Origin of the sequence: Herbidospora yilanensis (assembly GCF_001570565.1) — a bacterium.
In the GTDB taxonomy this organism is placed as follows: domain Bacteria; phylum Actinomycetota; class Actinomycetes; order Streptosporangiales; family Streptosporangiaceae; genus Herbidospora; species Herbidospora yilanensis.
The window spans coordinates 254,887-277,778 of record NZ_BBXE01000019.1; the positions used below are offsets into that span (position 1 = coordinate 254,887).

23 protein-coding genes are annotated in these 22,892 nt (G+C 72.8%); 15 read left to right on the forward strand and 8 right to left on the reverse strand.

The genetic code is table 11. The features are described 5' to 3' along the window. The first annotated feature begins 27 nt into the window (after window positions 1-27). Window positions 28-2,283, forward strand: coding sequence for a protein translocase subunit SecD (gene secD / locus AW273_RS13880; RefSeq protein ID WP_062348695.1), 2,256 nt, complete (start codon window positions 28-30; stop codon window positions 2,281-2,283). Between the two features lie 32 nt (window positions 2,284-2,315). On the opposite strand, the gene AW273_RS13885 is transcribed toward secD, so the two are convergent. Genes AW273_RS13885 through AW273_RS13895 form a run of 3 tightly spaced genes read right to left on the reverse strand, consistent with a single transcriptional unit; the run spans window position 2,316 to window position 5,163 of the window. Next, on the reverse strand, window positions 2,316-3,263 hold the full coding sequence (locus AW273_RS13885; protein ID WP_062348696.1) for a VWA domain-containing protein: 948 nt from the start codon (window positions 3,261-3,263) through the stop codon (window positions 2,316-2,318). Next, window positions 3,260-4,162 carry a DUF58 domain-containing protein gene (locus AW273_RS13890; protein WP_062348697.1) on the reverse strand — a complete coding sequence of 301 codons (903 nt, stop codon included), beginning with the start codon at window positions 4,160-4,162 and terminating at the stop codon, window positions 3,260-3,262. The genes AW273_RS13885 and AW273_RS13890 overlap by 4 nt, the downstream gene beginning before the upstream one ends. Beyond that, entirely contained in the window at window positions 4,159-5,163 is a 1,005-nt protein-coding gene (locus AW273_RS13895) for an AAA family ATPase (RefSeq protein WP_062348698.1), read from the reverse strand. Before AW273_RS13895 ends, AW273_RS13890 begins: the two co-directional genes overlap by 4 nt. A 140-nt stretch (window positions 5,164-5,303) precedes the next feature. Here AW273_RS13895 and AW273_RS13900 point away from each other — a divergent pair, with 140 nt between their 5' ends. From AW273_RS13900 to AW273_RS13930, 7 genes are read left to right on the forward strand one after another with little or no spacing between them, the layout of a single operon-like run. After that, window positions 5,304-6,044, forward strand: coding sequence for a hypothetical protein (locus tag AW273_RS13900; protein WP_062348699.1), 741 nt, complete (start codon window positions 5,304-5,306; stop codon window positions 6,042-6,044). A 17-nt stretch (window positions 6,045-6,061) separates the two neighbouring features. Beyond that, complete coding sequence (locus tag AW273_RS13905) at window positions 6,062-6,658, forward strand: TetR/AcrR family transcriptional regulator (protein ID WP_063909949.1); 597 nt, start codon at window positions 6,062-6,064, stop codon at window positions 6,656-6,658. 24 nt (window positions 6,659-6,682) lie between these two features. After that, a complete protein-coding gene (locus tag AW273_RS13910) occupies window positions 6,683-7,822 on the forward strand; it encodes an acyl-CoA dehydrogenase family protein (RefSeq protein ID WP_062348700.1) in 1,140 nt (379 codons plus the stop codon). After that, window positions 7,823-8,227, forward strand: coding sequence for an acyl-CoA thioesterase (locus AW273_RS13915; RefSeq protein ID WP_062348701.1), 405 nt, complete (start codon window positions 7,823-7,825; stop codon window positions 8,225-8,227). Further along, on the forward strand, window positions 8,224-9,306 hold the full coding sequence (locus AW273_RS13920) for a zinc-binding dehydrogenase (RefSeq protein ID WP_062348702.1): 1,083 nt from the start codon (window positions 8,224-8,226) through the stop codon (window positions 9,304-9,306). The genes AW273_RS13915 and AW273_RS13920 overlap by 4 nt, the downstream gene beginning before the upstream one ends. A 34-nt stretch (window positions 9,307-9,340) precedes the next feature. After that, on the forward strand, window positions 9,341-10,204 hold the full coding sequence (locus AW273_RS13925) for a DUF2268 domain-containing putative Zn-dependent protease (RefSeq protein WP_062348703.1): 864 nt from the start codon (window positions 9,341-9,343) through the stop codon (window positions 10,202-10,204). Between the two features lie 48 nt (window positions 10,205-10,252). Next, a complete protein-coding gene (locus AW273_RS13930) occupies window positions 10,253-10,969 on the forward strand; it encodes a sulfite exporter TauE/SafE family protein (protein ID WP_062348751.1) in 717 nt (238 codons plus the stop codon). On the opposite strand, the gene AW273_RS13935 is transcribed toward AW273_RS13930, so the two are convergent. Together AW273_RS13935 and AW273_RS13940 are read right to left on the reverse strand one after the other, a co-directional pair. Further along, the gene (locus AW273_RS13935; RefSeq protein WP_062348704.1) at window positions 10,905-12,113 is read right to left on the reverse strand and encodes an MFS transporter; all 1,209 of its coding nucleotides are present in this window, start codon (window positions 12,111-12,113) and stop codon (window positions 10,905-10,907) included. The genes AW273_RS13930 and AW273_RS13935 overlap by 65 nt on opposite strands. Window positions 12,114-12,130: 17 nt before the next feature. Then, on the reverse strand, window positions 12,131-12,889 hold the full coding sequence (locus AW273_RS13940) for a DeoR/GlpR family DNA-binding transcription regulator (RefSeq protein WP_062348705.1): 759 nt from the start codon (window positions 12,887-12,889) through the stop codon (window positions 12,131-12,133). A gap of 56 nt (window positions 12,890-12,945) precedes the next feature. Between AW273_RS13940 and AW273_RS13945 the strand changes: the two genes are divergently transcribed. Then, window positions 12,946-13,914, forward strand: coding sequence for a helix-turn-helix transcriptional regulator (locus AW273_RS13945; protein ID WP_062348706.1), 969 nt, complete (start codon window positions 12,946-12,948; stop codon window positions 13,912-13,914). Between the two features lie 165 nt (window positions 13,915-14,079). Next, on the forward strand, window positions 14,080-14,835 hold the full coding sequence (locus tag AW273_RS13950; protein ID WP_062348707.1) for an alpha/beta fold hydrolase: 756 nt from the start codon (window positions 14,080-14,082) through the stop codon (window positions 14,833-14,835). Here the strand turns inward: AW273_RS13950 and AW273_RS13955 are convergent. Beyond that, window positions 14,825-15,796 carry an aldo/keto reductase gene (locus tag AW273_RS13955; protein WP_062348708.1) on the reverse strand — a complete coding sequence of 324 codons (972 nt, stop codon included), beginning with the start codon at window positions 15,794-15,796 and terminating at the stop codon, window positions 14,825-14,827. The genes AW273_RS13950 and AW273_RS13955 overlap by 11 nt on opposite strands. A gap of 116 nt (window positions 15,797-15,912) precedes the next feature. Here AW273_RS13955 and AW273_RS13960 point away from each other — a divergent pair, with 116 nt between their 5' ends. Further along, window positions 15,913-16,386: a pyridoxamine 5'-phosphate oxidase family protein gene (locus AW273_RS13960; protein WP_062348709.1), complete on the forward strand. Its 474-nt coding sequence runs from the start codon at window positions 15,913-15,915 to the stop codon at window positions 16,384-16,386. 194 nt (window positions 16,387-16,580) lie between these two features. On the opposite strand, the gene AW273_RS13965 is transcribed toward AW273_RS13960, so the two are convergent. Then, window positions 16,581-17,354, reverse strand: coding sequence for an SDR family NAD(P)-dependent oxidoreductase (locus AW273_RS13965; protein WP_062348710.1), 774 nt, complete (start codon window positions 17,352-17,354; stop codon window positions 16,581-16,583). A 243-nt stretch (window positions 17,355-17,597) separates the two neighbouring features. Between AW273_RS13965 and AW273_RS37180 the strand changes: the two genes are divergently transcribed. The 3 genes from AW273_RS37180 (at window position 17,598) to AW273_RS13980 (ending at window position 19,109) form a co-directional block, all read left to right on the forward strand. Beyond that, window positions 17,598-17,996, forward strand: a complete 399-nt coding sequence (locus AW273_RS37180) for a S26 family signal peptidase (protein WP_232327385.1) — start codon at window positions 17,598-17,600, stop codon at window positions 17,994-17,996. Then, window positions 17,993-18,451, forward strand: a complete 459-nt coding sequence (locus tag AW273_RS13975) for a MauE/DoxX family redox-associated membrane protein (RefSeq protein WP_157555787.1) — start codon at window positions 17,993-17,995, stop codon at window positions 18,449-18,451. The genes AW273_RS37180 and AW273_RS13975 overlap by 4 nt, the downstream gene beginning before the upstream one ends. A 61-nt stretch (window positions 18,452-18,512) precedes the next feature. Then, complete coding sequence (locus AW273_RS13980) at window positions 18,513-19,109, forward strand: ABC transporter ATP-binding protein (RefSeq protein ID WP_062348713.1); 597 nt, start codon at window positions 18,513-18,515, stop codon at window positions 19,107-19,109. Here the strand turns inward: AW273_RS13980 and AW273_RS13985 are convergent. Then, window positions 19,036-19,548: a MarR family winged helix-turn-helix transcriptional regulator gene (locus tag AW273_RS13985; protein ID WP_063909950.1), complete on the reverse strand. Its 513-nt coding sequence runs from the start codon at window positions 19,546-19,548 to the stop codon at window positions 19,036-19,038. The genes AW273_RS13980 and AW273_RS13985 overlap by 74 nt on opposite strands. Before the next feature lie 138 nt (window positions 19,549-19,686). Here AW273_RS13985 and AW273_RS13990 point away from each other — a divergent pair, with 138 nt between their 5' ends. Next, window positions 19,687-22,890 carry an efflux RND transporter permease subunit gene (locus AW273_RS13990; protein ID WP_062348714.1) on the forward strand — a complete coding sequence of 1,068 codons (3,204 nt, stop codon included), beginning with the start codon at window positions 19,687-19,689 and terminating at the stop codon, window positions 22,888-22,890. Window positions 22,891-22,892: the final 2 nt, after the last annotated feature.

Consider the following 22,892-nt stretch of genomic DNA (forward strand, 5'->3'; position numbering starts at 1 on the left):
TTCTGCGATGGCCGTGGAGGCTTTCTCATGTTCCGTGCGCCCTTTTGGCGCGCGGTGGCGGCGTGCGTCGTCGTCGTCACCGCTCTGCTGCTCACGCTCACCCTTTCGCCACGCCTCGGTCTGGACCTGCGTGGCGGCACCCAGCTCGTGTTCGAGACCCGGGACGGCCCGGCGGCCAAGGCCGACGCCGGGGCCGCCGACCGCGCGCTGGACGTGCTGCGCCGCCGCGCCGACGCGCTCGGCGTGGTCGACCCCACCCTGCTCCGCTCCGGGGAGCGGCGCATCATCGTCGAGCTGCCCGGTGTGCTCGACCCGCGCCAGGCCGCCGAGGTCATCGGCCGGACGGCGCAGCTCACCTTCCATCCCGTGCTCGGACCGGCCGGGGGCGCCGGGGATTCCGGGCGGGTCCTGGCCGACGAGTCCGGTCAGCCGCTGCGTGTCGGCCCGGCCGCGATCACCGGCGGCGACGTGGCGGACGCCGCCGCGCGCACCGATCCGGCGCAGGGCCCCGGCTGGTTCGTCAGCCTCGACTTCCACGATGCCGACGCCTGGCGGCGGCTGACGGCCGAGGCGGCGTGTCACGGCGCCGGCGATCCCCGGCGGCGGGTGGCCATCGTGCTGGACGACGAGGTCATCTCCTCGCCCCAGGTCGATTCGAGAGTGGCGTGCCGGGCCGGCATCCCGGGTGGTTCGACCCAGATCACCGGTTCCTTCGCCCACGAGGAGGCGCGTGACCTGGCCATGCTGATCAAGGGCGGCGCCCTGCCCGTCCCGCTGACGCTGATCGAGCAGCGGACCGTCGGGCCCACGCTCGGCGCGGAGGCGATCGAGGCCAGTGGCAAGGCGGGCGTCGCCGGGGTGCTGCTCACGGCGCTGTTCATCGTCGTCGTCTACCGGCTGTCGGGGTTGACGGCGGCGGTCGCGCTGATGACGTACGGGTTGATCTCCTACGCCGCGCTGCTGGCGTTCGGGGCGACGCTCACGCTGCCGGGCCTGGCCGGGTTCGTCCTGGCGGTCGGCATGGCGGTGGACGCCAACGTGCTGGTCTTCGAGCGGGCCCGTGAGGAGTACGGACGGGCGCCGGGCCGGGGCCTGCGGGCGGCGCTGGATCGCGGTTTCGCCCGGGCGTGGAGCGCCATCGCCGACTCCAACGTCACCACGCTGCTGGCGGCCGGTCTGCTGTTCTGGCTGGCCTCCGGGCCGGTGCGCGGCTTCGGCGTGACCCTGGCGATCGGCGTCTTCGCCGCGCTCGTCTCGGCCATGCTCGTCACCCGGGTGCTGACGCACTCCCTCGCCGGCGTGATCGGCGGGCGGTGGTCGGGTCTGGCCTCGCCCGGCCGGGTCAGGACGTGGATCGTGGGGCGGGACCCCCGGCTCATGGCCGCCGGACGGCGGTGGCTGGCCGGATCGGTCCTGCTGGCCGGGGTGGCCGTGGCGGGGCTGGTCGTGAACGGGCTGGACTTCGGGGTGGAGTTCACCGGGGGCCGGATGGTCGAGTTCGCCGCCGCGCGGCCGGTGAGCGGGGAGGTGGCGCGGCAGGCGGTGGCCGAGGCGGGGCACGCGTCGGCCACCGTCCAGACCTCCGTGCGGGCCTCGGGCGCGGAGGTGTCGGTACGGGCGGGGCAGCTCGGCCCGGACGACGTCGCGGCGATCGAACGGGCCCTGGAGGCGCGGGTGGGTGAGGTGACCAAGCGGCGCGATGAGATGGTCGGCCCCAGCCTGGGCGAGGAGTTGCGCCGCAACGCGTTGATCGCGCTCGGCGTCGCGCTGGCGGCGCAGCTGGCCTACCTGTCGGTCCGTTTCCGCTGGACCTTCGCCGCGGCGTCGGTGCTGGCGCTGGTCGTGGACGCCCTGGCGGTGGCCGGCCTGTTCGCCTGGCTGGGCCGGCCGGTCGACGGGGTGTTCCTGGCGGCCATGCTGACCGTCATCGGCTACTCCATCAACGACAAGGTGGTCGTCTTCGACCGGGTCCGCGAGTTGTGGCAGGCGAGCCCCGCGGCCCGGCTGCCCGACGTCGTGAACGCGGCGATCCTGCAGACGGTGCCGCGAACGGTCAACACCGGGCTGGGGGCGCTGTTCATCCTGGTGGCCCTGGCCGTGTTCGGCGGCGACTCCCTGCGGGACTTCGCCGTCGCGCTCGTCGCCGGGATCGTGGTCGGGACCGCGTCCTCGTCGCTGGTGGCCGGTCCTCTCGCGGTCGAGTTCGAACGTTTCAGCGGGCGGCCGCCGCCCGAGCCGCCCGCGCCCCGCCGGGGCCGGACGGGAACCGGAGCCGTGGTCTGAAGCCGGGGTCTGAGCCGGGCTCGGCGCCCGCGTCAGGGGATGCGGGTGCCGAGCACCAGCGCCGACCCCGCCACCAGCAGTCCGGCGACGACGGCGCCGATGATGAACCGCTGGGTGATCTCCTGGTGGACGACCCGGTAGCCGAGGCTGGTGCCGATCTGGGCGTAGACCTCGCGCAGTTCGTCGCCGGACTCGGCGGTGTAGGCGCGGCCGTTGGTGCCGTCGGCCAGCGACTGGAGGGTCTGCTTGTTGACCGGCACCTGGACGCTGCGGCCGTCGATGGCGACGGTGCCCTCGGGGGTGCCGTAGGCGATGGTGGAGACCGGGACCTTGCCGCCGGCGGCGGCCTCGACGGCCTCGTTGACCGAGCGGCCGCTGGTGTTGTCGCCGTCGGACAGCAGCACGATGGCGGCGGGCGGCGGGTCGGTGACGGCCTGCTGGTCGAAGGAGCGGATGGCGTCGAGGGAGTTGAAGACGGCCTCGCCGATCGCGGTGCCGGGCCGTGTGGTCAGGTTGCGGATGGTGTTGACGACGGCGGCGTGGTCGGTGGTGGGCGGGATGGCCACGGCGGCCGAGCGGGCGAAGGAGACGACGCCGACGTTGAAGCGTTCGGGCAGGTCCTGGACGAACCGTTCGGCGGCCTGGCGGGCGGCGACCATGCGGGTCGGGGCGACGTCGGCGGCCTCCATCGACAACGAGATGTCGACGGCGATCATGATGGTGGCGCGGTCGCGCGGCACCCGCACCTCGTCGGCGGGGCGGGCGGCGCCGAGCACGAGCAGGCTCATCATGGCCAGGAACAGCCCCGCGGTCAGGTGGCGGCGCCAGCCGGGCTTCTCGGGCGCGACCAGGGCCAGCAGGGCCAGGTTGGTGAAGCGGACCGCGTAGCGGCGCCGGACGTACTGCATGATCACGTAGACCACGGCGAGGGCGACCAGCGCGGCGAACAGCCAGAGCCACGCGGGGGACAGGAAGATCATGCGCGGGCCCTCCGGGCCATCAGATGGGCGGTTCGGCGCTGCCGGAGCACGAACTGGGCGATGTCGGTCATCCAGTCGCGGTCGGTGCGCAGGACGAGGTGGGCGGCGCCGGCCCGGCGCAGCGCGGCCCGGTTGTCCTCCCGCTGCCGGGCGGCGGCCTCGGCGTAGCGTTCGCGGACGCGGCGGGTGAGGTGGATGTCGCGGTGGCGGCCGGTCTCCGGGTCGAGCAGGGTGATCTGGCCGACGTCGGGCAGTTGGAGTTCGCGCGGGTCGATGACCTCGATGGCGAGCACCTGCTGGCGGGTGGCCAGGCGGCGGATGGGGCGTTCCCAGTCGCCGGGGTCGTCGAGGAAGTCGGAGACGACGACGCGCATGCCGCGGCGGCGGTGGGCGGCGGCGAGCATCTCGATCGCGCCGCCGAGGCTGCTGGCGCCCTGGGCGCGCGGGGCGTCGGTGAGCGACTGGAGCAGGCCGAACAGGTTGGCGCGGCCGGGCCGGGCGGGGTAGCGGTGGACCTCCTCGCCGTGCAGCACGTAGGCGCCGAAGCGGTCGCCGACGCGGCTGGACAGGAAGCCGAGCGCGCCGACGGCGTGGATGACCAGGGTGCGCTTGTCCATGTCGGCGGTGCCGAAGTCCATGCTGGCGGTGAGGTCGACCAGCGCCCAGGTCTCCAGTTCGCGGTCGGAGATGAGGTCGCGGACGTGCGGGACGGTGGTGCGGGCGGTGACGTTCCAGTCCATGCGCCGCGTGTCGTCTTCTCCGGGGACGTAGACGCGGGTGTCGCCGAACTCGCTGCCGGGGCCGGGCAGCAGGCCCAGGTGGCCGCCCTGGAGGAGACCGTCGAGCCGGCGGACGACGGTCAGTTCCAGTTTGCGCAGCGCGGAGTCGGCGCCCTTCATCGCTGGCCCTGGTTCCAGACGACCAGCGGCGGCGGCACGGAGTGGAGGATCTGGCGGACGACGTCTTCGGGTTCGATCCCGTCGGCCAGCGCGTCGAAGGTGAGCATGAGCCGGTGGGACATGACGTCGACGGCGACGTCGCGGATGTCGTCGGGCAGCAGGTAGTCGCGGCCGCGCAGCAGCGCCAGGGCGCGGCCGGCGGCGACCAGGCCGAGGGTGGCGCGGGGGCTGACCCCGATCTCGATGGTCTCCTCCAGTTCGCGCAGCCCGTAGTCGGCGGGGGCGCGGGTGGCCATCACCAGGCGCACGACGTAGTCGGCGACGAGCTGGTGGACCGACACGGCCTCGGCCGACTTCTGCAGCGCGAGCAGGCGCGGCGCGTCGAGCACGGGGTCGGGCGCCGGCGGGGTGACGCTCATGCGGTGGAGGATCTCCAGCTCCTCGTTGGCGCTGGGGTGGCCGACGCGGACCTTGAACAGGAACCGGTCGCGCTGCACCTCCGGGAGCGGGTAGACGCCCTCGGACTCGATCGGGTTCTGGGTGGCCAGCACGACGAACGGGCGCGGCAGCGGGTGGGTGACGCCGGCCAGGGAGACCTGGCGTTCGGCCATGACCTCCAGCAGCGCCGACTGCACCTTCGCCGGGGCGCGGTTGATCTCGTCGGCGAGCAGGAAGTTGACGAACACGGGCCCGAGCTCGACGTCGAAGCGTTCGGTGCCGGGGTGGTAGACGCGGGTGCCGACGATGTCGCTGGGGACCAGGTCGGGGGTGAACTGGATGCGCGCGAACGTGCCGCCGACCACGGTGGCCAGGGTCGAGGCGGCCAGCGTCTTGGCCACGCCGGGGACGCCCTCCAGCAGGCAGTGGCCGCGCGCGAGCAGGGCGACCAGGAGCCGTTCGACCATGTGGTCCTGCCCGACGATGACCCGCCGCACCTCGGCCAGGGCGTCGCGCAGCGCGCCCATGTCGGCGTCGGTCGAGGCGCCACCACCTGCGGACATGTTCGCCGGCACGACGGACGTGCCCGGCCCTTCATCAGCAACCATCATGCGTGTTATTCAATCGTGACTTGGCGGGAAAGACCATGGTCTCACCCTGCCCGTTGCGATCGCCGGAAACACCCTGTGTGTTTTGATGGGGTGTGGCCACTCCTCTCCAGTATGGCGACCCGCCCCGACTGGGTCCGTTCGTCCTGCAGGCGCGTCTGCAGTCGGCTCCGGCGGGTCTGGTCTACCTGGGGCAGGCGCCCGACGGGCGGGCGGTGTCGGTGGTGGTGCTGACGCGCGGCGCGGCGCTCGACGCGGCGGCCCGGGACCGGTTCGTGACCGGCATCAAGGAGGCCGAGTCGGCCCGGTCGGGGGTGCGGGGCCTGCTGTCGCGGGTGCGCCGGGCGAGTCCGGCCACGCCCTTCGTGGTGGCGTGGGACGGCGGTGAGGCGCCGTGGGCGGCCACGCCGTTCGTGCCGGGCGGCCCGGGGGCCGAGAAGTTCCTCGAACCGGTCATGGTGTCCGGGATGCTGATCGGCGACCGGCACGGTCCCGACTTCGTGCCCTACTGGCTGGGCGACCGCAATCCGGCGCTGCCGGCGCCGCCTCCTCCGGCCCCGCCGCCGACGGCGACGCCGCGTCAGGTGGCGACGGCCTCGGCGGTGCTGGCGGTGCTGGTGCTGCTGCTCCTGGTGATGGTGTGGTTGTTCCTGTTCCGGGGCGACGACGAGGCGGTCCCGGCGCAGCCGCTGCCGCCGACGGTGTTCGTGCCGACCCCGCCGCCGGTGCCCGAGCAGTCGGAGCCGACGCGGCCCACGCCCTCGCCGGGCCCGAGCGAGGGGGGCAGCCCGACGCCGCTTCCCGGTGGCTCCGACGACCCCGGCGACGCGATCTAAGCGTACGCTTACCCCTTATGGAGTTGTGGGACACGGTCGAGCCCCCGGCCGCGCGCCGCCTGGTGGCCGGCGCGGTCGAGTTGTTCGCCGAGCGCGGCTTCGGCGGCGCCTCCACGCGCGACATCGCCGCGGCCGCCGGGCTGAGCCCGGGGGCGATGTACGTCCACTTCCCCTCCAAGGCCGAACTGCTGGCCCGGATCGTGCTGATCGTGCACGAGGCGGCCTACCGGGCGGTGTCGGCGGCCACGGCGAAGGCCGACACGCCGGCCGCCCGGGTCCGCGCCCTGGTCTACGCGCTGGCCCGTTTCCACGCCGCTCACCAGCGGGGATGCCGGGTCGTCCAGAACGAGCTGGGCGCGTTGGCCCCCGATGACTGGGCGCGGGTGCGCGGCGAGCGCCGCCGCGTCGAGGGATTGTTCCGCGACGAGGTGGCGGCGGGGGTGGCCGCGGGCGTGTTCGAGGCGGCCGACGTCGCCGGCACCACGCGGGCGATCGTGTCGATGTGCGTGGACGTCTCCCGCTGGTACCGCCCCGGCGGCGCCGACAGCCCCGAGGACGTCGGCGCGTTGTACGCCCATCTGGCCCTGCGGATGGTCCGGGCGCTACCCTGCTAAGCGATCGCTTAGCGGGAGGGTGTCATGCGGCGGACGGTCTATTCAGCGGACCACGAGGCGTTCCGGGAGTCGGTCAGGGAGTTCGTCGCCCGCGAGGCCGACCCCCACGCCGCGCGGTTCGCCGAGGAACGGCTCATCGGCCCGCCGGTGTGGCGCGCGGCCGGCCGCCTGGGGCTGCTCGGGCTGGAGATCCCCGAGGAGTACGGCGGCGTGGCGGCCGGCGACTACCGGTTCAACGCGGTGCTGCACGAGGAGCTGGCCGCCCACGGGATGGCGCTGGCCTCGGGGTTCGGCATCCACTTCGACATCGTCGCCCCCTACCTGGCCGACCTGACCACCGAGGAGCAGAAGAGGCGCTGGTTGCCGGGCTTCTGCTCCGGCGAGCTGGTCACCGCCATCGGCATGACCGAACCGGGTGGCGGCTCCGACCTGGCGGCGCTGACGACCAGTGCCGTACGGGACGGCGAGGACTGGGTGCTCAACGGGTCCAAGACGTTCATCACCAACGGCGTGCAGGCCGGGCTGGTGGTCGTCGCGGCCCGGACCGGTCCCGGCAAGAAGGGCATCACGCTCTTCGGCGTCGAGGCCGGCATGCCGGGGTTCGAGCGGGGCCGCAAGCTCGACAAGATGGGCCAGCCCGAGGCCGACACCGCCGAGTTGTTCTTCCGCGACGTCCGCGTCCCGGCCGCGAACGTGATCGGGCCGGTCGACGGCGGGTTCGTCGCGATGATGGAACGCCTGCCGCAGGAGCGGCTCGGCGCGGCCGTCGCCAACCTCGCGCACGCCTGGTCGGCGCTGGCCGAGACGCTCGCCTACGTGCGGGAGCGGCGGGCGTTCGGGCAGCCGGTGGGGTCCTTCCAGTACAACAAGTTCACCCTCGCCGGCCTGGTCACCGAACTGGAGGTGACCCGCGCCTACGTCGACCAGTGCGTCGCCGCCCACGCCGCCCGCGAGCTGACGGCCGTCGAGGCGGCCAAGGCGAAGTTGTGGTCGTCGGAGGTGCAGTGGCGGGTCCTGGACGCGTGCGTGCAACTGTTCGGCGGGTACGGCTACATGCGGGAACACCGGGTCGCGCGGGCATGGGCCGACGCGCGGGTGACCCGCATCTGGGCCGGGTCGAGCGAGATCATGCGCGAGATCATCGGCCGGGACCTGGGGTTGTAGATGGGGTACGCGCACTGGGCGGAGACGCCGACCCGCTGGCGGGACAACGACGTCTACGGGCACCTGAACAACGTCGTCCACTACGAGCTGATGGACTCGGTGATCAACCGCTGGCTGATCTCCGAGGCGGGCCTCGACCCGGTGGCCGGCGCCTCCATCGGCCTGTGCGTCCAGTCGCGCTGCACCTACAAGGCCGAGGCCGCCTACCCGGCGGTCATCCGCGTCGGGCTGCGCGTCGCCAGGCTCGGCACCTCCTCGGTCCGCTACGAGCTGGGCCTGTTCGAGGGCGGGCGGCTGCTGGCCGAGGGGGAGTTCACCCACGTGTTCGTCGACCGCCGCACCCGCCGGCCCGCGCCGATCGAGGGCCGGATGCGGGCGGCGATGGAGAGGCTGGTGGTCGCGTGAGGATCCGTTCGGCCGTGCTGGCGCAGACCGGCCGGCCCCTGGAGGTCCGGGAGCTGACGCTCGCCCCGCCCGGCGAGGGGGAGCTGCTGGTCCGGATCGAGGCGGCGGGGTTGTGCCACTCCGACCTGTCGGTGATCGACGGGTCGCGGCCGCGCCCGTTGCCGATGGCGCTCGGGCACGAGGCGGCCGGCGTCGTCGCGGTCTCGCGCTCGCCGGAGTTCGCGCCCGGCGACCACGTGGTGCTCACCTTCGTCCCGGCCTGCGGCGCCTGCCCGCCGTGCGTGGCCGGGCGGCCCGCGTTGTGCGTGCCGGGCGCGGCGGCCAACCGGGCGGGCACCCTGCTGGGCGGCGGGCGGCGGCTCGGGGAGGTGTTCCACCACCTGGGCGTGTCGGCCTTCTCCGAGTACGCCGTGGTGTCGGCCCGCTCGGCGGTGACGGTGCCCGCGCGCCTGCCGTTCGAGGTGGCGGCGCTGTTCGGCTGCGCCGTGCTGACCGGCGCGGGGGCCGCCCTGCACGCCGCCGGGGTGGGGCCGCGCGACAGCGTGGCGGTGTTCGGGCTCGGCGGGGTCGGCCTGTCGGCGCTGCTGGCGGCGAAGGCGGCCGGGGTGACCACCCTGATCGGCGTCGACGTGGTCGCCGGCAAACGCGACCTGGCCCTGTCGCTGGGGGCCTCGCACGCCGTGCCGGGAGGAGAGGACGCCGTCGAGCACGTCCGGGACCTGACCGGCGGGGGAGCGGTGAAGGTCGTCGACACCACCGGCGTCGCGCCGGTCCTGGCGCAGGCCTACGCGGCCACCGCCCCCGGCGGCGTCACCGTCACGGTCGGCCTGCCCGCCCCCGGCGCCGGGCTCACCATCCCCGCCCTGCCGCTGGTCGCCGAGGAGAAGACGCTGCGCGGCAGCTACCTGGGGTCGTGCGTGCCGCGCCGCGACGTGCCCCGCTTCGTGGCCCTGTACGAGTCCGGCGCGCTCCCGGTCGACCGCCTGCTGTCGGGCCGCCTGACGCTCGACGAGGTCAACGAGGGCTTCGACCGGCTGAGGAGCGGCCAGGCCGTCCGCCAGGTCGTTTTAACGCGTTGAGCCTCACGTAACGGGAGTCCCTAGGGTCGGCCGCATGAAACTCAACGTGATCGACACCGTCACGCGGATGCGCGAGATCTTCGCCACCCCGCTGCCCGGACGGCCCGGCGCACTCGGCGAACTGCTCCAGCCGATGGCCGACGCGATGCCGTGGCTGGACACCGGGGCGCTGGCCGACTTCCACCACCGGGGGTCGGGGTTCCGCGCCGACCGCGACGACGACCGCTACCTGCCCGCGCTCGACCGGCTCGACGGCGTGCTCGGCCGGATCGAGGCCGAACTGCACCGCGCCTGGGACCACCAGGCCGCGGCGGTGCCCGGCATCGGCGTCGCCGACACCGTGAACGTGCTGCTCGTGCTCGGCGACCCCGACGACGCCTACCTGACCGAGACCAGCCACGGCTACTTCGGCATGGGCGGCATCCCCGGCTGGATCCACCTGACGGTGTGGCCGACCGAGGAGTCTTTGGCGGCCATCGCCTCGTGCGCGGTGCACGAGTTCCACCACAACGTCCGCTACGCCAACGTGACGTGGGATCCGCCGACCGTGCGGCTCGGCGAGCAGATCGTCTCCGAAGGGCTGGCCGACGCGTTCGTGGCCGAACTGGGCGGGACGCCCGGCTACTGGGCGGACTCGCTGCCCGAGGGGGAGTTCGAGGGGGCGTACCGGAAGATCGTCGACAATCTGTCGCTGACCGGGATGCACAACTTCTCCGCCTACATCCACGGCGACGCGGCCGCGGCGCGGTTCGGCGGCACCCCCGTCGGGCTGCCGGCGATGGCCGGATATCCGGTCGGCCGCCGCATCGTCGAGGCGCACCTGGCGGCGACCGGGCTGACCGCGGCGCAGTCGACCGCCCTGCCCAGCGCGGAGATCATCGCGAACGCGGGGCTATAGTTCTCGCCCGTGACCGGGGGACAGATCGTTCTATTGCTGGTGGCCGCGATGGCGGCCGGGTGGGTCGACGCCGTGGTGGGCGGCGGCGGGCTGCTGCAACTGCCCGCGCTGCTGCTGGCCGGGCTCACCCCGGTCGAGGCCCTGGCCACCAACAAGAGCGCCTCGGTCCTCGGCACGGCCAGCGCCGCCAGCACCTACGCCCGCCGGACCGGCGTCGACCGGATCGCCGTCCCGGCCGGGGCGGCGGCGGTGCTGAGCTCGGCCGGCGGGGCGCTGCTGGCGGGGCTGCTCGACCCGGCGGTGCTCAAGCCGCTGATCATCGTGGTGCTGGTGGGGGTGGCGGCGTTCGTGGCGCTGCGGCCCTCCTTCGGCGCGGTCGCCGATCCCGCGCTGCGCACGCGGGGGCGGCTGGCGGCGGCGCTGCTGGCGGCGGGCGGGGTGATCGCCTTCTACGACGGGCTGATCGGGCCCGGCACCGGCACCTTCCTGATCATCGTGTTCACCTCGCTCGTCGGGATGGACTTCGTCCGCGCCTCCGGCACCGCGAAGATCGTCAACATGGGGACCAATATCGGCGCCATCGCGGTGTTCGCCGTCCAGGGGCACGTGGTGTGGGCGCTGGGGCTGGCGATGGGCGTGGCCAACATCGCCGGCGCCCAGCTCGGCGCGCGGATGGCGCTCAAGCGGGGCGCCGGCTTCGTCAGGGCCGTTCTGCTGACTGTGGTGTCGGCGCTGGTGCTGCGGCTGGGCTGGGACCTGCTGTAGCGACGGGCTTGAGCGCTCCTGCCGCGAGCGCGACGAACAGCGCCATCACGGCCGGGACCCCGAGGGCGAACGGCAGGCCGGTGAACTCGGCCAGGCCGCCGATCAGCACCGGACCGGCGAGCAGGCCGGTGTATCCGAGGCTGGCGACCCGGGCCAGCGCCCGGCCGCTGGTGGCCGGGTCGCGGTGCCCGGCGGCGGAGAACACCTGCGGGATGATGCACGACAACCCCGCCCCGAACAGGCCGAACCCGACGATGCCGGCCACCGGGTGGCCGATCAGCAGCGCGGCCAGCAGGCCGGTCCCGGCCAGGGCGCCGCAGCAGCGCACCAGCACGACCGGGCCGAGCCAGGCCGCCAGCCTGTCGCCGGCGAACCGGCCGATCGTCATCATGATCGAGAAGGCGGCGTATCCGGCCGCGCCGACGCTCTCGTCCGACAGCAGGTCCTCGACCAGGTAGACCGAGCTCCAGTCGGCCATCGACCCCTCGCCGACCAGGCAGCAGAAGGCCAGCACGCCCAGGAACAGCACCCATCCGGCCATCGCGTTGCCGGTCTTGCCGGGCGCCTGCTGCGCGGGGGCGCGCGACAGGTCGAGCTCGTCGGGCAGCGCCATGCGGGCGCAGAGCAGGGAGATGACCAGGATGAGGGCGCCGACCGTGGCGAACGTGGCCGCCACACCGGCGCCCGCGTGCGCGAACAACCCGCCGGTGGAGGCCCCGAGGAACCCTCCGACGGAGAAGACGGCGTGGAAGGAGGACATGATCGGGCGGCGGTAGTGGCGTTCGACGATGACCGCGTTGGCGTTCATCGACACGTCCAGCACGCCGTGCACGACGCCGAAGGCCAGCAGCGCGGCGGCCAGCCCGATCAGGCCGGGCGCGAAGGCGGGCAGCACCAGCACGGGGCCCTGCAGCAGGGCGACGGGGATCATGACGCGGCGGGAGCCGTAGCGGTCGACCAGGCGGCCGACGGCCTGCATGCCGGCGATGGCGCCGGTCGCGATGCCCAGCAGGGCCAGGCTCAGCTCGCCTTCGCTGAGGTTGAGGTCGGATTTGATGGCGGGGATGCGGGAGGTCCAGGTGCCGAGGGCGACACCGGAGACCAGGAACAGCCCGTAGACGGCCACGCGGGCGCGCAACAACATGTGGGGGATCCGCTCTCTCAGGCGGTGATGACGGTGACGCCCGCTCCGGTGAGGGCGTCGTGTTCGCCCGGCGGGACGCCGGTGTCGGTGACGACGACGTCGAGCTCGGTGAAGGAGCAGACGGCGCCGAAGGCGGTACGGGTGAACTTGCCGGAGTCGCAGGCCGCGATGACGCGCCGGGCCGAGGCGATGGCGGCCTGCTTGACCGCGACGTCCTCCAGGTCGTGGGCGGTGACGCCGTGCGTGGAGGACAGGCCGCAGCACCCGATGACGGCGGTGTCGAACCGCAGCGCCCGCAGCGAGGCCTCGGTGAGCGGGCCGACGAAGTTGAGCTCGACCGGCCGCACCTCCCCGCCCGGCATGACGAGTTTCACGCGGGGCGCGGTGGCCAGCTCGTTGGCGCACCGCAGGGCCAGGGGCAGCACGGTCAGCCGGCGGTCGTGCACCGCCCGCGCCACCTCCAGCAGGGTCGAGCCGCCGTCCAGGACGACGGCCTCCCCGTCGGCCAGTAACCCGGCCACCGCCTGGGCGATGCGCTTCTTGGCGTCGACCGCCTCCCGCTCGCGGGCGCCGTAGGGCGGTTCCTCGCCGCGCAGCAGCAGGCTGAGCGCGCCGCCCCGGACCCGCCGCACGACGCCCTGCTGGGCGAGTTCGTCGAGGTCGCGGCGGATGGTCATCTCCGACACGCCGTAGTGGCCGGCCAGGGCGGTCACCGTGACGCTGTCGGCCGACCGCAGCGTGCTCATGATCGCGTTGAGCCTTTCGGCACTTTCCATGTGTTCATTTGAACACGAGGTCTGTTCGATCGGCAATATGGGACAGACTGGGCGCCATGCGTGCCAGCCGGTTGCTCTCCCTGCTGCTGCTCCTGCAGACCCGGGGGCGGATGACGGCCGCGGAACTGTCCGCCGAGCTGGAGGTGTCGATCCGGACCGTCTACCGCGACATGGACGCCCTGTCCTCGGCCGGGGTGCCCGTCTACGCCGACCGGGGCCCGGCCGGCGGCTACCAGCTCCTGGACGGCTACCGGACCCGGCTGAACGGGCTGACCGAGGCCGAGGCGTCCTCGCTGTTCCTGGCCGGGCTGCCCGGACCGGCCGCCGAGCTGGGGCTGGCCGAGGTCGCGGCCGCCGCCGAGCTCAAGCTGCTGGCCGCGCTGCCGCCCGGCCCGCGCTCGCGGGCGGCCCGGATGCGCGAGCGGTTCCTGCTCGACGTGCCCGGCTGGCACCGGGGCGCCGAGGACGCGCCGTTCCTGGCCGAGGTCGCCTCGGCGGTGTGGGAGCAGCGCCCGCTGCGGCTGACCTACCGCCGGTGGGGGCCGGCCGAGGTGCGGCGCGACGTGCTGCCCTACGGGCTGGTGCTCAAGGGCGGGTCCTGGTATCTGGCGGCCGAGTGCGAGGGGTCGATGCGGACCTACCGGGTGGCGCGCATCCTGTCGCTGACCGGGCTGCCGGGGCGGTTCGAGCGGGCCGAGTTCGACCTGCCGGCGTTCTGGGAGCGGTTCTCGGCCGAGTTCGCCGCCCGCCTGTACACCGGCACGGCCCGGATCCGGCTCGCGCCCGGGGGAGAGGGGCTGCTGGCGTACACGATCGGGCAGGAGCGGGCCGCCCCCGCGCTGGCCCTGGCCGAGCCCGACCCCGGCCGGCCGGGCTGGGTGGTGCTGGAGATCCCCGTCGAGGGGCTCAACGGCGCGCGCTGGACGCTGTTGCGGATGGGCGCGCTGATCGAGGTGCTGGGGCCGCCGGACCTGCGCGCGATGATGGCCGAGGCGGCGCTCGGCATGGCGGAGATGTACCGCTGAGGCTTACTTTGTAAAGGTGCCGGGCCGGTACGGCCGAACCTTTACCGGCAAAAGGCCTCGCACCGACGGTAAATGGTTTGCTCCGGGCAGGACCGGGTGGCGACGATGGGCCGGGCGCTCTGCCACGGGGGCCGGAGCGCCCCTATTCAGAGAGGCCGACGTCTGTTGGGTGTCTGGTTCGAGGAGGCCGGTTCCGGGGCTCCTGTCGTGCTGCTGCATTCGAGTGCCGCCGACGCGCGCATGTGGGACCCGCTCTGGGGGGAGCTGACGGCGCGCTTCCGGGTGGTGCGGCTGGACTTCCGCGGTTTCGGGCGCAGCCCGTGGGCGGCCCAGGAGCCCTACACCGACGCCGGTGACGCCGCCGCCGTGCTCGACGGGCTGGGCGTGCGCGCGGCCGCCGTGGTCGGCGCCTCGCACGGCGGCCGGGTGGCGCTGGAGATGGCCACCGCGCGCCCCGACCTGGTGGGGCGGCTGGTGCTGCTGGCCCCCGGGATGGGCCTGCCGCCCACACCGGACCTGCGTGCGTTCGCCCAGGCCGAGGACGCGTTCATCGAGGCGGGCGACGTCGAGGGGGCCGTGCGGCTGAACGTCGAAACGTGGCTGGGGCCCGAGGCGGGGGAGGCGGAGCGGATCTGGGTGGCGGAGATGCAGCGCGACGCCTTCGAGTTGCAGCTCGCCGCCGATCCGGAGCCGACGGCCGGGCATCTGCCGATCGACCTGGCGGCGATCGCCGCGCCGGCGGTCGTGGTGGCCGGCGCCCATGATCTTCCGTACTTCCGGGAGACGGCCCGGGTGATCGCGGCCGGGCTGGCCTCGGCGGAGCTGGTGGAGCTCGGCTGGGCGGGTCACCTGCCCTCGATCGAGCGGCCCGGCGAGGTGACGCGCCTGCTGCTCGACCGGCTGGAGGGCCTCAGTGATTGAGGGTCGACATGCCGGCCGCGTTGTAGCGCTCGCCGGCGACCTGGTCGGCCAGGTCGCCCAGGGTGGCCAGCTCGGCGCCCGACAGGGTCAGGCCGGTGGCGGCGACGTTCTCCTCGACGCGGGCGGCGCGGCGGGTGCCGGGGATGGGCACGACGTCGTCGCCCTGGGCCAGGACCCAGGCCAGGGCGATCTGGGCGGCGGTGGCGTCGTGGGCGCGGGCGACGGCGGCGACCTGGCCGACCAGGGCCATGTTCGCGGTGAGGTTGGCGTCCTCCCAGCGGGGGTTGGTGCGGCGGAAGTCGTCTTCGCGCAGGTCGCCGAGGTCGACGGCGCCGGTGAGCAGGCCGCGGCCCAGCGGGCTGTAGGGGACCAGGCCGATGCCCAGTTCGCGCAGGGCCGGCAGCAGGTCGGCCTCGATGTCGCGGGTGAACAGTGAGTATTCGTACTGCCCGGCGGTGACCGGGTGGACGGCGTGGGCGCGCCGCACCGTCTCGGGCGCGGCCTCGGAGATGCCCAGGGCGCGGACCTTGCCGGCGTCGACGAGTTCCTTCATGGCGCCCCAGGTGTCCTCGATGGGCACGCGGGGGTCGACGCGGTGCTGGTAGTAGAGGTCGATGTGGTCGACGCCGAGGCGGGCCAGGGATGCCTCCGCGCTGGCGCGCACGTAGTCGGGGTGGCCGTTGACGCCCAGGCGGGTGCCGTCCTCGGCGCGCTGGATGCCGAACTTGGTGGCGATGACGACCTGGTCGCGCCGGCCGCGGACGGCCCGGCCGAGGAGTCTTTCGTTGGTGAAGGGGCCGTAGGCGTCGGCGGTGTCGAGCAGGGTGATGCCGAGGTCGAGGGCGCGGTGGATGGTGGCGATGGATTCGGTGTCGTCGCCGGGGCCGTAGAAGTCGCTCATGCCCATGCAGCCGAGGCCGAGGGCGGACGTGGTGAGGTGGCCGAGTGTGCGCGTCTCCATGTCTGCTCCTTACTTTGTAAAGCCGGTGGGTCGTCGATACTCATCCACTCGCACTTCACAACCTACCGACGACGGGTGAGCCGATTTTGTCGGTGGCGGGGTGCACGATGGCGGGCATGGCCACGTGGCAGGAGATCGAGAACGACGCCCCGGAGTTCGCAGCGCGCTTTCTGCGGCTGTTCGACGCGGGCAAGCACAAGACGATGGCGACGCTGCGCCGCGACGGCTCGCCGCGTATCAGCGGCACCGAGACCCAGTTCGCGCGGGGGGAGTTGTGGCTGGGGTCGATGACCAAGGCGGTGAAGGCCGCCGATCTGCTGCGTGATGGCCGCGTGGCGCTGCACGGCCCGACGTCCGATCCGGGGGAGGAGGGGTCGGGCACCTGGCCGGGTGAGGCGAAGTTGTCGGGGCGGGCGGTGGAGGTGAGCGACCCGCTGGTGGTGAAGGCCGTGGTGGGCGGGGAGCCGGGGGAGTCGCATCTGTTCCGGGTGGAGATCGAGGGTGCGGTGATCACGCGGGTCGAAGACGCGATGCTGGTGATCGAGAGCTGGGCGCCGGGCCGCGGGGTGAGTGTGGTCCGGCGCCGTTAGTGCCCCATCGGCCGCCCGTGCTCTTCCCCTCTTGCGGGCGGCCGATGGGTACGGGTCTTTCTTTCCGTTACGGCTGCGCCTGGCCGGCGCCCGGGGCCGCGTCCGGTCCGCGCCGCCGGGGGCGGTGGCCGCGGTGTTCCGGTTCGCCGGGTCACGGGGAAGGTGTGGCCGTCCGGGGGGCGGGGTGATCTGGTTCAGGTGATGGAGAAGCCGCCGTCGACGCAGATGCTCTGGCCGGTGACGTAGGCGGCGGCGTCGGAGGCGAGGTAGACGGCGATGCCGGCGTAGTCGTCGGGGTGGCCGTTGCGGCCGATGGCGGTGCGGGCGGCGAGCGCTTGGACGCGGCCGGGGATGGCTTGGACGGCTTCGGTGAGGGGGGTGAGGACGAAGCCGGGGAGGATGGTGTTGGCGGTGACGCCGTGGGGGCTCCAGGCTTCGGCCTGGGAGCGGGACAGTCCGCCGATGGCGGCTTTGGCGACGCCGTAGGCGCCGCTGTTGCCGAAGGCGCGGTGGGTCTGCTGGGAGCCGATGTTGATGATGCGGCCCCAGCCTCGGCGGGCCATGCGGGGGGCGTGGTGCTGGCCGAGGCGGTAGGGGGCGGTGAGGTTGACGGCGATGGTCTGTTCGTAGTCGCCGGGGGTGAGGTCGCCCATGGGGTGGCGGATGTTGTTGGCGGCGCTGGTGACGAGGATGTCGGTGTCGGCGACGGTTTCGCACAGGCGGGTGATGTCGTCGGGGTGGCCCATGTCGGCTTGGACGGCGGTGGCGGTGATGCCGTGGGCGTGCAGGCGGGTGAGGGCCTGGTCGAGGTGGGTCTGGCGGCGGGCGGCGATGGTGATGTGGGCGCCGGCGCCGCCGAGGGCGCGGGCGATGGCGTAGCCGATGCCGCTGCTTCCGCCGGTGATGAGGGCGGTGCGGCCGTGGAGGCCGAACAGGTCGGTGAGGTAGGGGGTGGCCAGGTTGTTCATGAGCGCTCACCCTATCGTCGGATGATCCGAGTTCTTCGGGGATGACGTCGCCGATCCGTTGCACGGGTCCAACCGGAGTCCGCTCGCGGGTTGCTTGGCATGGCCGGCGATTCCGGCCGTGTGACCGCCTCTCACCAGGCCATATACCGGGGGAGTCGAGCTCGGTTACCAGCCCCGTGGGTGGCACGGTGAGCCGGGACGGCGACGAGATCGGTACGGTGTGCGCCTTCCTGTCGCCGACCTGTGAGTCGTGCCGGGAGGCGCTGCCCGATCTCATCTCCTACGGGACGGCGAACAAAGGGGCCGTCGTCGTGCTGCGCCGCCGGTTCCGGGTTCGTCCGCGTGAGCGGGGCGAGCATGCAGCCGCACCTGATCAGCGGCGACCGGGTCATCGTCGCGCGCCGGCCGTCCCGTTACGCGCGCGGGGAGGTCGTGGTGCTGACCCGTACCGATCTGCCGGAACAGGCCATCAAACGGATCGCGGCCGTGGCGGGGGACCGATGTCCCGGCGGGCCGGGAGTCATTCCGCCGGGCCATGTGTTCGTGCTCGGCGACAATCTGCGCGCCAGTGTGGACTCGCGCCATTTCGGGGCCGTCCCGCAGGAACGGGTGACGGGGCGCATGATCCGGCGGCTGACGTGACAGATGTGTTCCTGGTGTTCAGCGGCACTCTGCCGGTCGTCGTCCTTCTCGTCTGCGGCGTCGGGAAGATCATCGGCCGGGCGTCGTTCGCCGGCATGCTGCGGGAGATGCGGCTGCTGCCGGGCGGGGCGGTGCCGCTCGCCGCGCTTTCCGTGCTGCTCGGGTACGGGTTCGGGTTCTGCGCCGCGCTCTTCTTGTTGTTCGGCGTGGTGGTGATGGCGGTGATCCGCCGGGGCCGGTCGGTCGCCTGCGACTGCTTCGGCCGGACGGGGTCGGCGTTCTCCGCCCGGCACGTCGTGCGCAACACTCTGCTCATGGCCGCGGCCGTGGGCGGACTGGTCGGCGCGGGCACCGGGACGAGTTCCTGGATCACGGGGACCGGGGTCGCCGTCGTGCTGGGGCTGGTGCTGTCGCTGCTGGTGATCCGCATGGACGATCTGGCGGACCTCCTGTGATCGGGAGGGCGTTCGTCCTGGCCTGGCGGTCGACCCGGCGGGGCTCCGGGCCCGGATCGGCGTGGTCTTCCAGGACTTCATGGCCTATGACCTGTCCGCCCGCGAGAACATCGCGATCGGCCGGCTCGACCTCATGGAGGACAGCCTCGCCATCGAGGCCGCCGTCCGGGAGGCGGGGATCGACACGAAGCTCCGGTCGCTGTCCAGGGGTCATGAGACCCCGCTGACCCGGCTGTTCTTCGAACCGGGCGAGGATGTCGGGGTCTACCTTCCGGCGGCCAGTGACAGCGACCTGCTGATCCTCGACGAACCGAGCTCCGGCCTGGACGCGGAGGCCGAGCACGAACTCCACAGCCGCATCTCGGCTCTGCGCACCGGCCGTATCAGCCTTCTGATCTCCCACCGTTTTGGCGCCATCCGCCACGACGACACCCTCGCGGTCCTGGAGGACGGCGTGTTCACCGAGGTGGGAACTCCCGGCCGAGAACGGTCTGTACGCCCGACTGTTCCTCCTCCAGGCCTCCGGCTACCGCGACGTGGCGGGCTGAGGTCGCGGGTGCGCCGCTTGCTCCTCGATGAGCTGGTCAGTGAGGCAGCGGGCGGCCACATTCGTCGTGACCGCTCACACCCTCGTCGGATGACCCGGGTTCTTCGGTGATGACCTCGCTGATCCGGCCCAGGACGCGGCGCATGTCGCGCAGGGTGGCGGTGTCGAGCCGGGTGAGGAGCTGGCGCCAGTTGGCGGTGCCGGCGTCGAGCATCTCGTCGGTGAGGGTGCGGCCTTGCGTGGTGAGGGTGAGGCGGCGGACGCGGCGGTCGGCGGGGTCTTCGCGGCGGGAGACCAGGCCGTGGGCGACGAGGCGGTCGACGATGCCGGTGAGGGTGCCCAGGCCGATGCCGAGTTCGCGGGCGAGTTCCTGGCCGGAGGCCGATTCGTGGAACGACAGCGCGACGATGACCTTGAGCTGCTGCATGGTGAGGGTGGTGGCGAGCAGGGGGAGGGAGCGGTCGCGGGCGAAGACGCGCCCGAGGAGGCGCTGGGTGTCGGCGATCCAGTCGATGAGCTGCTGGCGTTCGGTGGTGTCGTGGTTTTTCACGCTGGCCTTCGGTGGGCTGTCGCAAACCTGAGAAGGTTATCAGGAACGCCACGTGACATTAAATATTCGTGCGACGCGAAGTGTTAGGGTGAGCCGCATTAATCTTCCGGCCCACCTTCTGTCAAGGAGCCTTCGCGCATGACCTTCCTGGCCAGGCTGAGCCTCGCCAACCGCACTCTTGTGATCATGATTGCGGTGGTGGCCAGCGCTCTCGGCGCCTACGCCATCCCCTCGCTGAAACAGCAGCTGTTCCCGTCGCTGGAGTTTCCCGGGGCGTTCGTGGTGGCGCCGTACGCCGGCGCGGCCCCCGACATCGTCGAAGACCAGGTCACCAAGCCTATCGAGAGCAGCTTCCAGGGCATCGCCGGGGTGACCGAGATCTCCTCGACCTCCCGTGAGGGCATGGCCTCCATCCAGGTGGCGTTCGAGTTCGGCACCGACATCGACGAGGCCATCGGCCAGATGGAGCAGGCGATCGCGGGGATCGAGGCGCGGCTTCCGGCCACGGTCGATCCGCAGGTGATCGCGGGCAGCACCGACGACATCCCGGTGGTGGTGCTGGCCGCCTCCGGCGCCGACGAGGCGACGCTGCTCGACCGGCTGGAGCAGACGGCGGTGCCGTCGCTGCGGGGGATCGACGGGGTGCGGGAGGTGGAGGTCACCGGCGCCCGCGGCAAGCAGGTGACGATCACGCCCGACACCGAGGAGATGGTGAAGAAGGGGTTGTCGCCGGCGGCGATCCCCGAGCTGCTGCGCGCCAACGGCGTGGCGATCCCGGCCGGGTCGATCACCGAGGACGGCCGGAACCTGACCGTCCAGATCGGCGACCGGGTCGCCACGGTGGAGGACCTGAAGAACCTCTACCTGACCCCGCCGGCCGCGCCCGCCCAGCCGCAGGCGCAGCTCCCGGCCCGCCCGGGTCAGCCGGGGCAGCCGCAGGCGGTGCGGCCGCCGGCGCCGCCCAAGCCGGTGACGCTGGGGTCGGTGGCCGACATCGAGGTGGCCGACGACACCGCCACGACGCTGACCCGGACCAACGGCAAGCCGAGCCTGGGCGTGTCGATCACGATGAAGCCCGACGGGAACGCGGTGGCGATCTCCCATGACGTCCGCGACCTGATGCCGGAGCTGGCGACGGCGCTGGGGACGGGTGCGGCGTTCACGGTGGTGTTCGACCAGGCGCCCTATGTGGAGCGGTCGATCCACGACCTGACGACCGAGGGCCTGCTGGGCCTGGCGTTCGCCGTCATCATCATTCTGATCTTCCTGCTGTCGATCCGGTCGACGCTGGTGACGGCGGTGTCGATCCCGCTGTCGGTGGTGATCGCGCTGATCGCGTTGTGGGTGGGCGACTACTCGCTGAACCTGCTGACGCTGGGCGCGATGACGATCGCGGTCGGGCGGGTGGTCGACGACTCGATCGTGGTGCTGGAGAACATCAAGCGCCATCTGGGCTACGGCGAGCCGAAGCGGCAGGCGATCCTGGGCGCGGTCCGCGAGGTGTCGGGCGCGGTGACGGCCTCGACGCTGACGACGGTGGCGGTGTTCGCGCCGATCGCGTTCGTGGGCGGCATGGTGGGCCAGTTGTTCTCGCCGTTCGCGGTGACGGTGACGGTGGCGCTGCTGGCCTCGCTGCTGGTGTCGCTGACGGTCATCCCGGTGCTGGCCTACTGGTTCCTGAAGGCGCCGGCGCTGTCGCCGGAGGAGGCCCGCCGGGTGCGGGAGGAGGCCGAGGCCAAGGAGCTGCGCTCGCCGCTGCAGCGCGCCTATCTGCCGGTGCTGCGGTTCGCGACGCGGCGCCGCTGGGCGACGCTGGCCATCGGTGTCGTGATCTTCATCGGGACGATGGCGCTGGCGCCGAACCTGAAGACCAACTTCCTCGACTCGGCCGGCATGGACACCGTCAACATCACCCAGCGGATGCCGGTCGGCACGAACCTGGCCGCCACCGACGAGGCGGCCGGGAAGGTGGAGCGGGTCCTGGCCGACGACCCGGGCGTCGCCTCCTACCAGGTGAACGTCGGCGGCGGCAACCAGTTCATGGGCGGGGCCGGCGGCAGCGCCGACCGGGCCTCGTTCTCGGTGACGCTGGCCGAGGACGTCGACGCGGACGCGCTGCAGGAGGGCCTGCGGGAGAAGTTCGCCGCGCTGGGCTCCGGCGTGGGGGAGATCACCGTCGGCGGGGGCGGCGGCGGGGGCGGCCTGTCCTCCAACCAGTTGCAGGTGATCCTGCAGGGCCCCGACGTCGACCAGTTGCGGGCGGCCTCCCAGACCGTCGTGCAGTCGCTGGCCGGGGTGGCGGGGCTGCGCGATGTGGCCTCCAACCTGGAGGACAGCGCCGACCGGATCGAGGTCCACGTCGACCGGGAGAAGGCGGCCGCGAAGGGCCTGACGGAGGCCGGGATCGGCCAGCAGGTCGCGCAGGCGTTCCGCGGCGCGCCCGTCGGGTCGATCGACATCGACGGCCGGGCCGCCGACATCGTGCTCCGCACCGGCGACACGCCCGAGAGCGTGAAGCAGGTCGAGGACCTGGAGATCGCCTCGGCCACCGGCATGGTGACGCTGACCGACGTCGCCGAGGTCGTCAAGGACGGCGGCCCGACGCAGATCAGCCGCCTCGACGGTGAGCGCACCGCGACGGTGTCGGGCGCGGCCGACGCCTCCGACCTGGGCGCGGTCACCGCCGACGTGACCGCCAAGCTCGACGCGCTCACCCTGCCGGCCGGGGTCACCGCCACCGTGGGCGGCGCCTCGGCCGACCAGGAGGAGGCGTTCGCCGACCTCGGGCTGGCGATGGTGCTGGCCATCGCGATCGTCTTCATGATCATGGTGGCGACGTTCTCCAGCTTCGTCCAGCCGCTGATCCTGCTGGTGTCGATCCCGTTCGCCGCGACCGGCGCCATCGGCCTGCTGCTGGTCACCGACACGGCGCTGGGCGTGCCGGCGCTGATCGGCATGCTGATGCTGATCGGCATCGTCGTCACCAACGCGATCGTGCTGATCGACCTGATCAACCAGTACCGCGAACAGGGCATGGGCGTCGTGGAGGCCGTCATGGAGGGCGGCCGCCGCCGGGTGCGCCCGATCCTGATGACGGCGCTGGCCACCATCGGCGCGCTGACCCCGATGGCGATCGGCCTGACCGGCTCGGGCGGGTTCATCTCCCAGGCGCTGGCGATCGTCGTCATCGGCGGCCTGGTCTCCTCGACACTGCTGACGCTCGTCCTGGTGCCGACGCTGTACGTCATGGTGGAAAGGACCAAGGAACGCTTCAGCCGCACCCCCAAGCACGAACGCGACCTTGAGGTGTACGACGAGGAGGCACTGACCCCCACCCGGTGAAC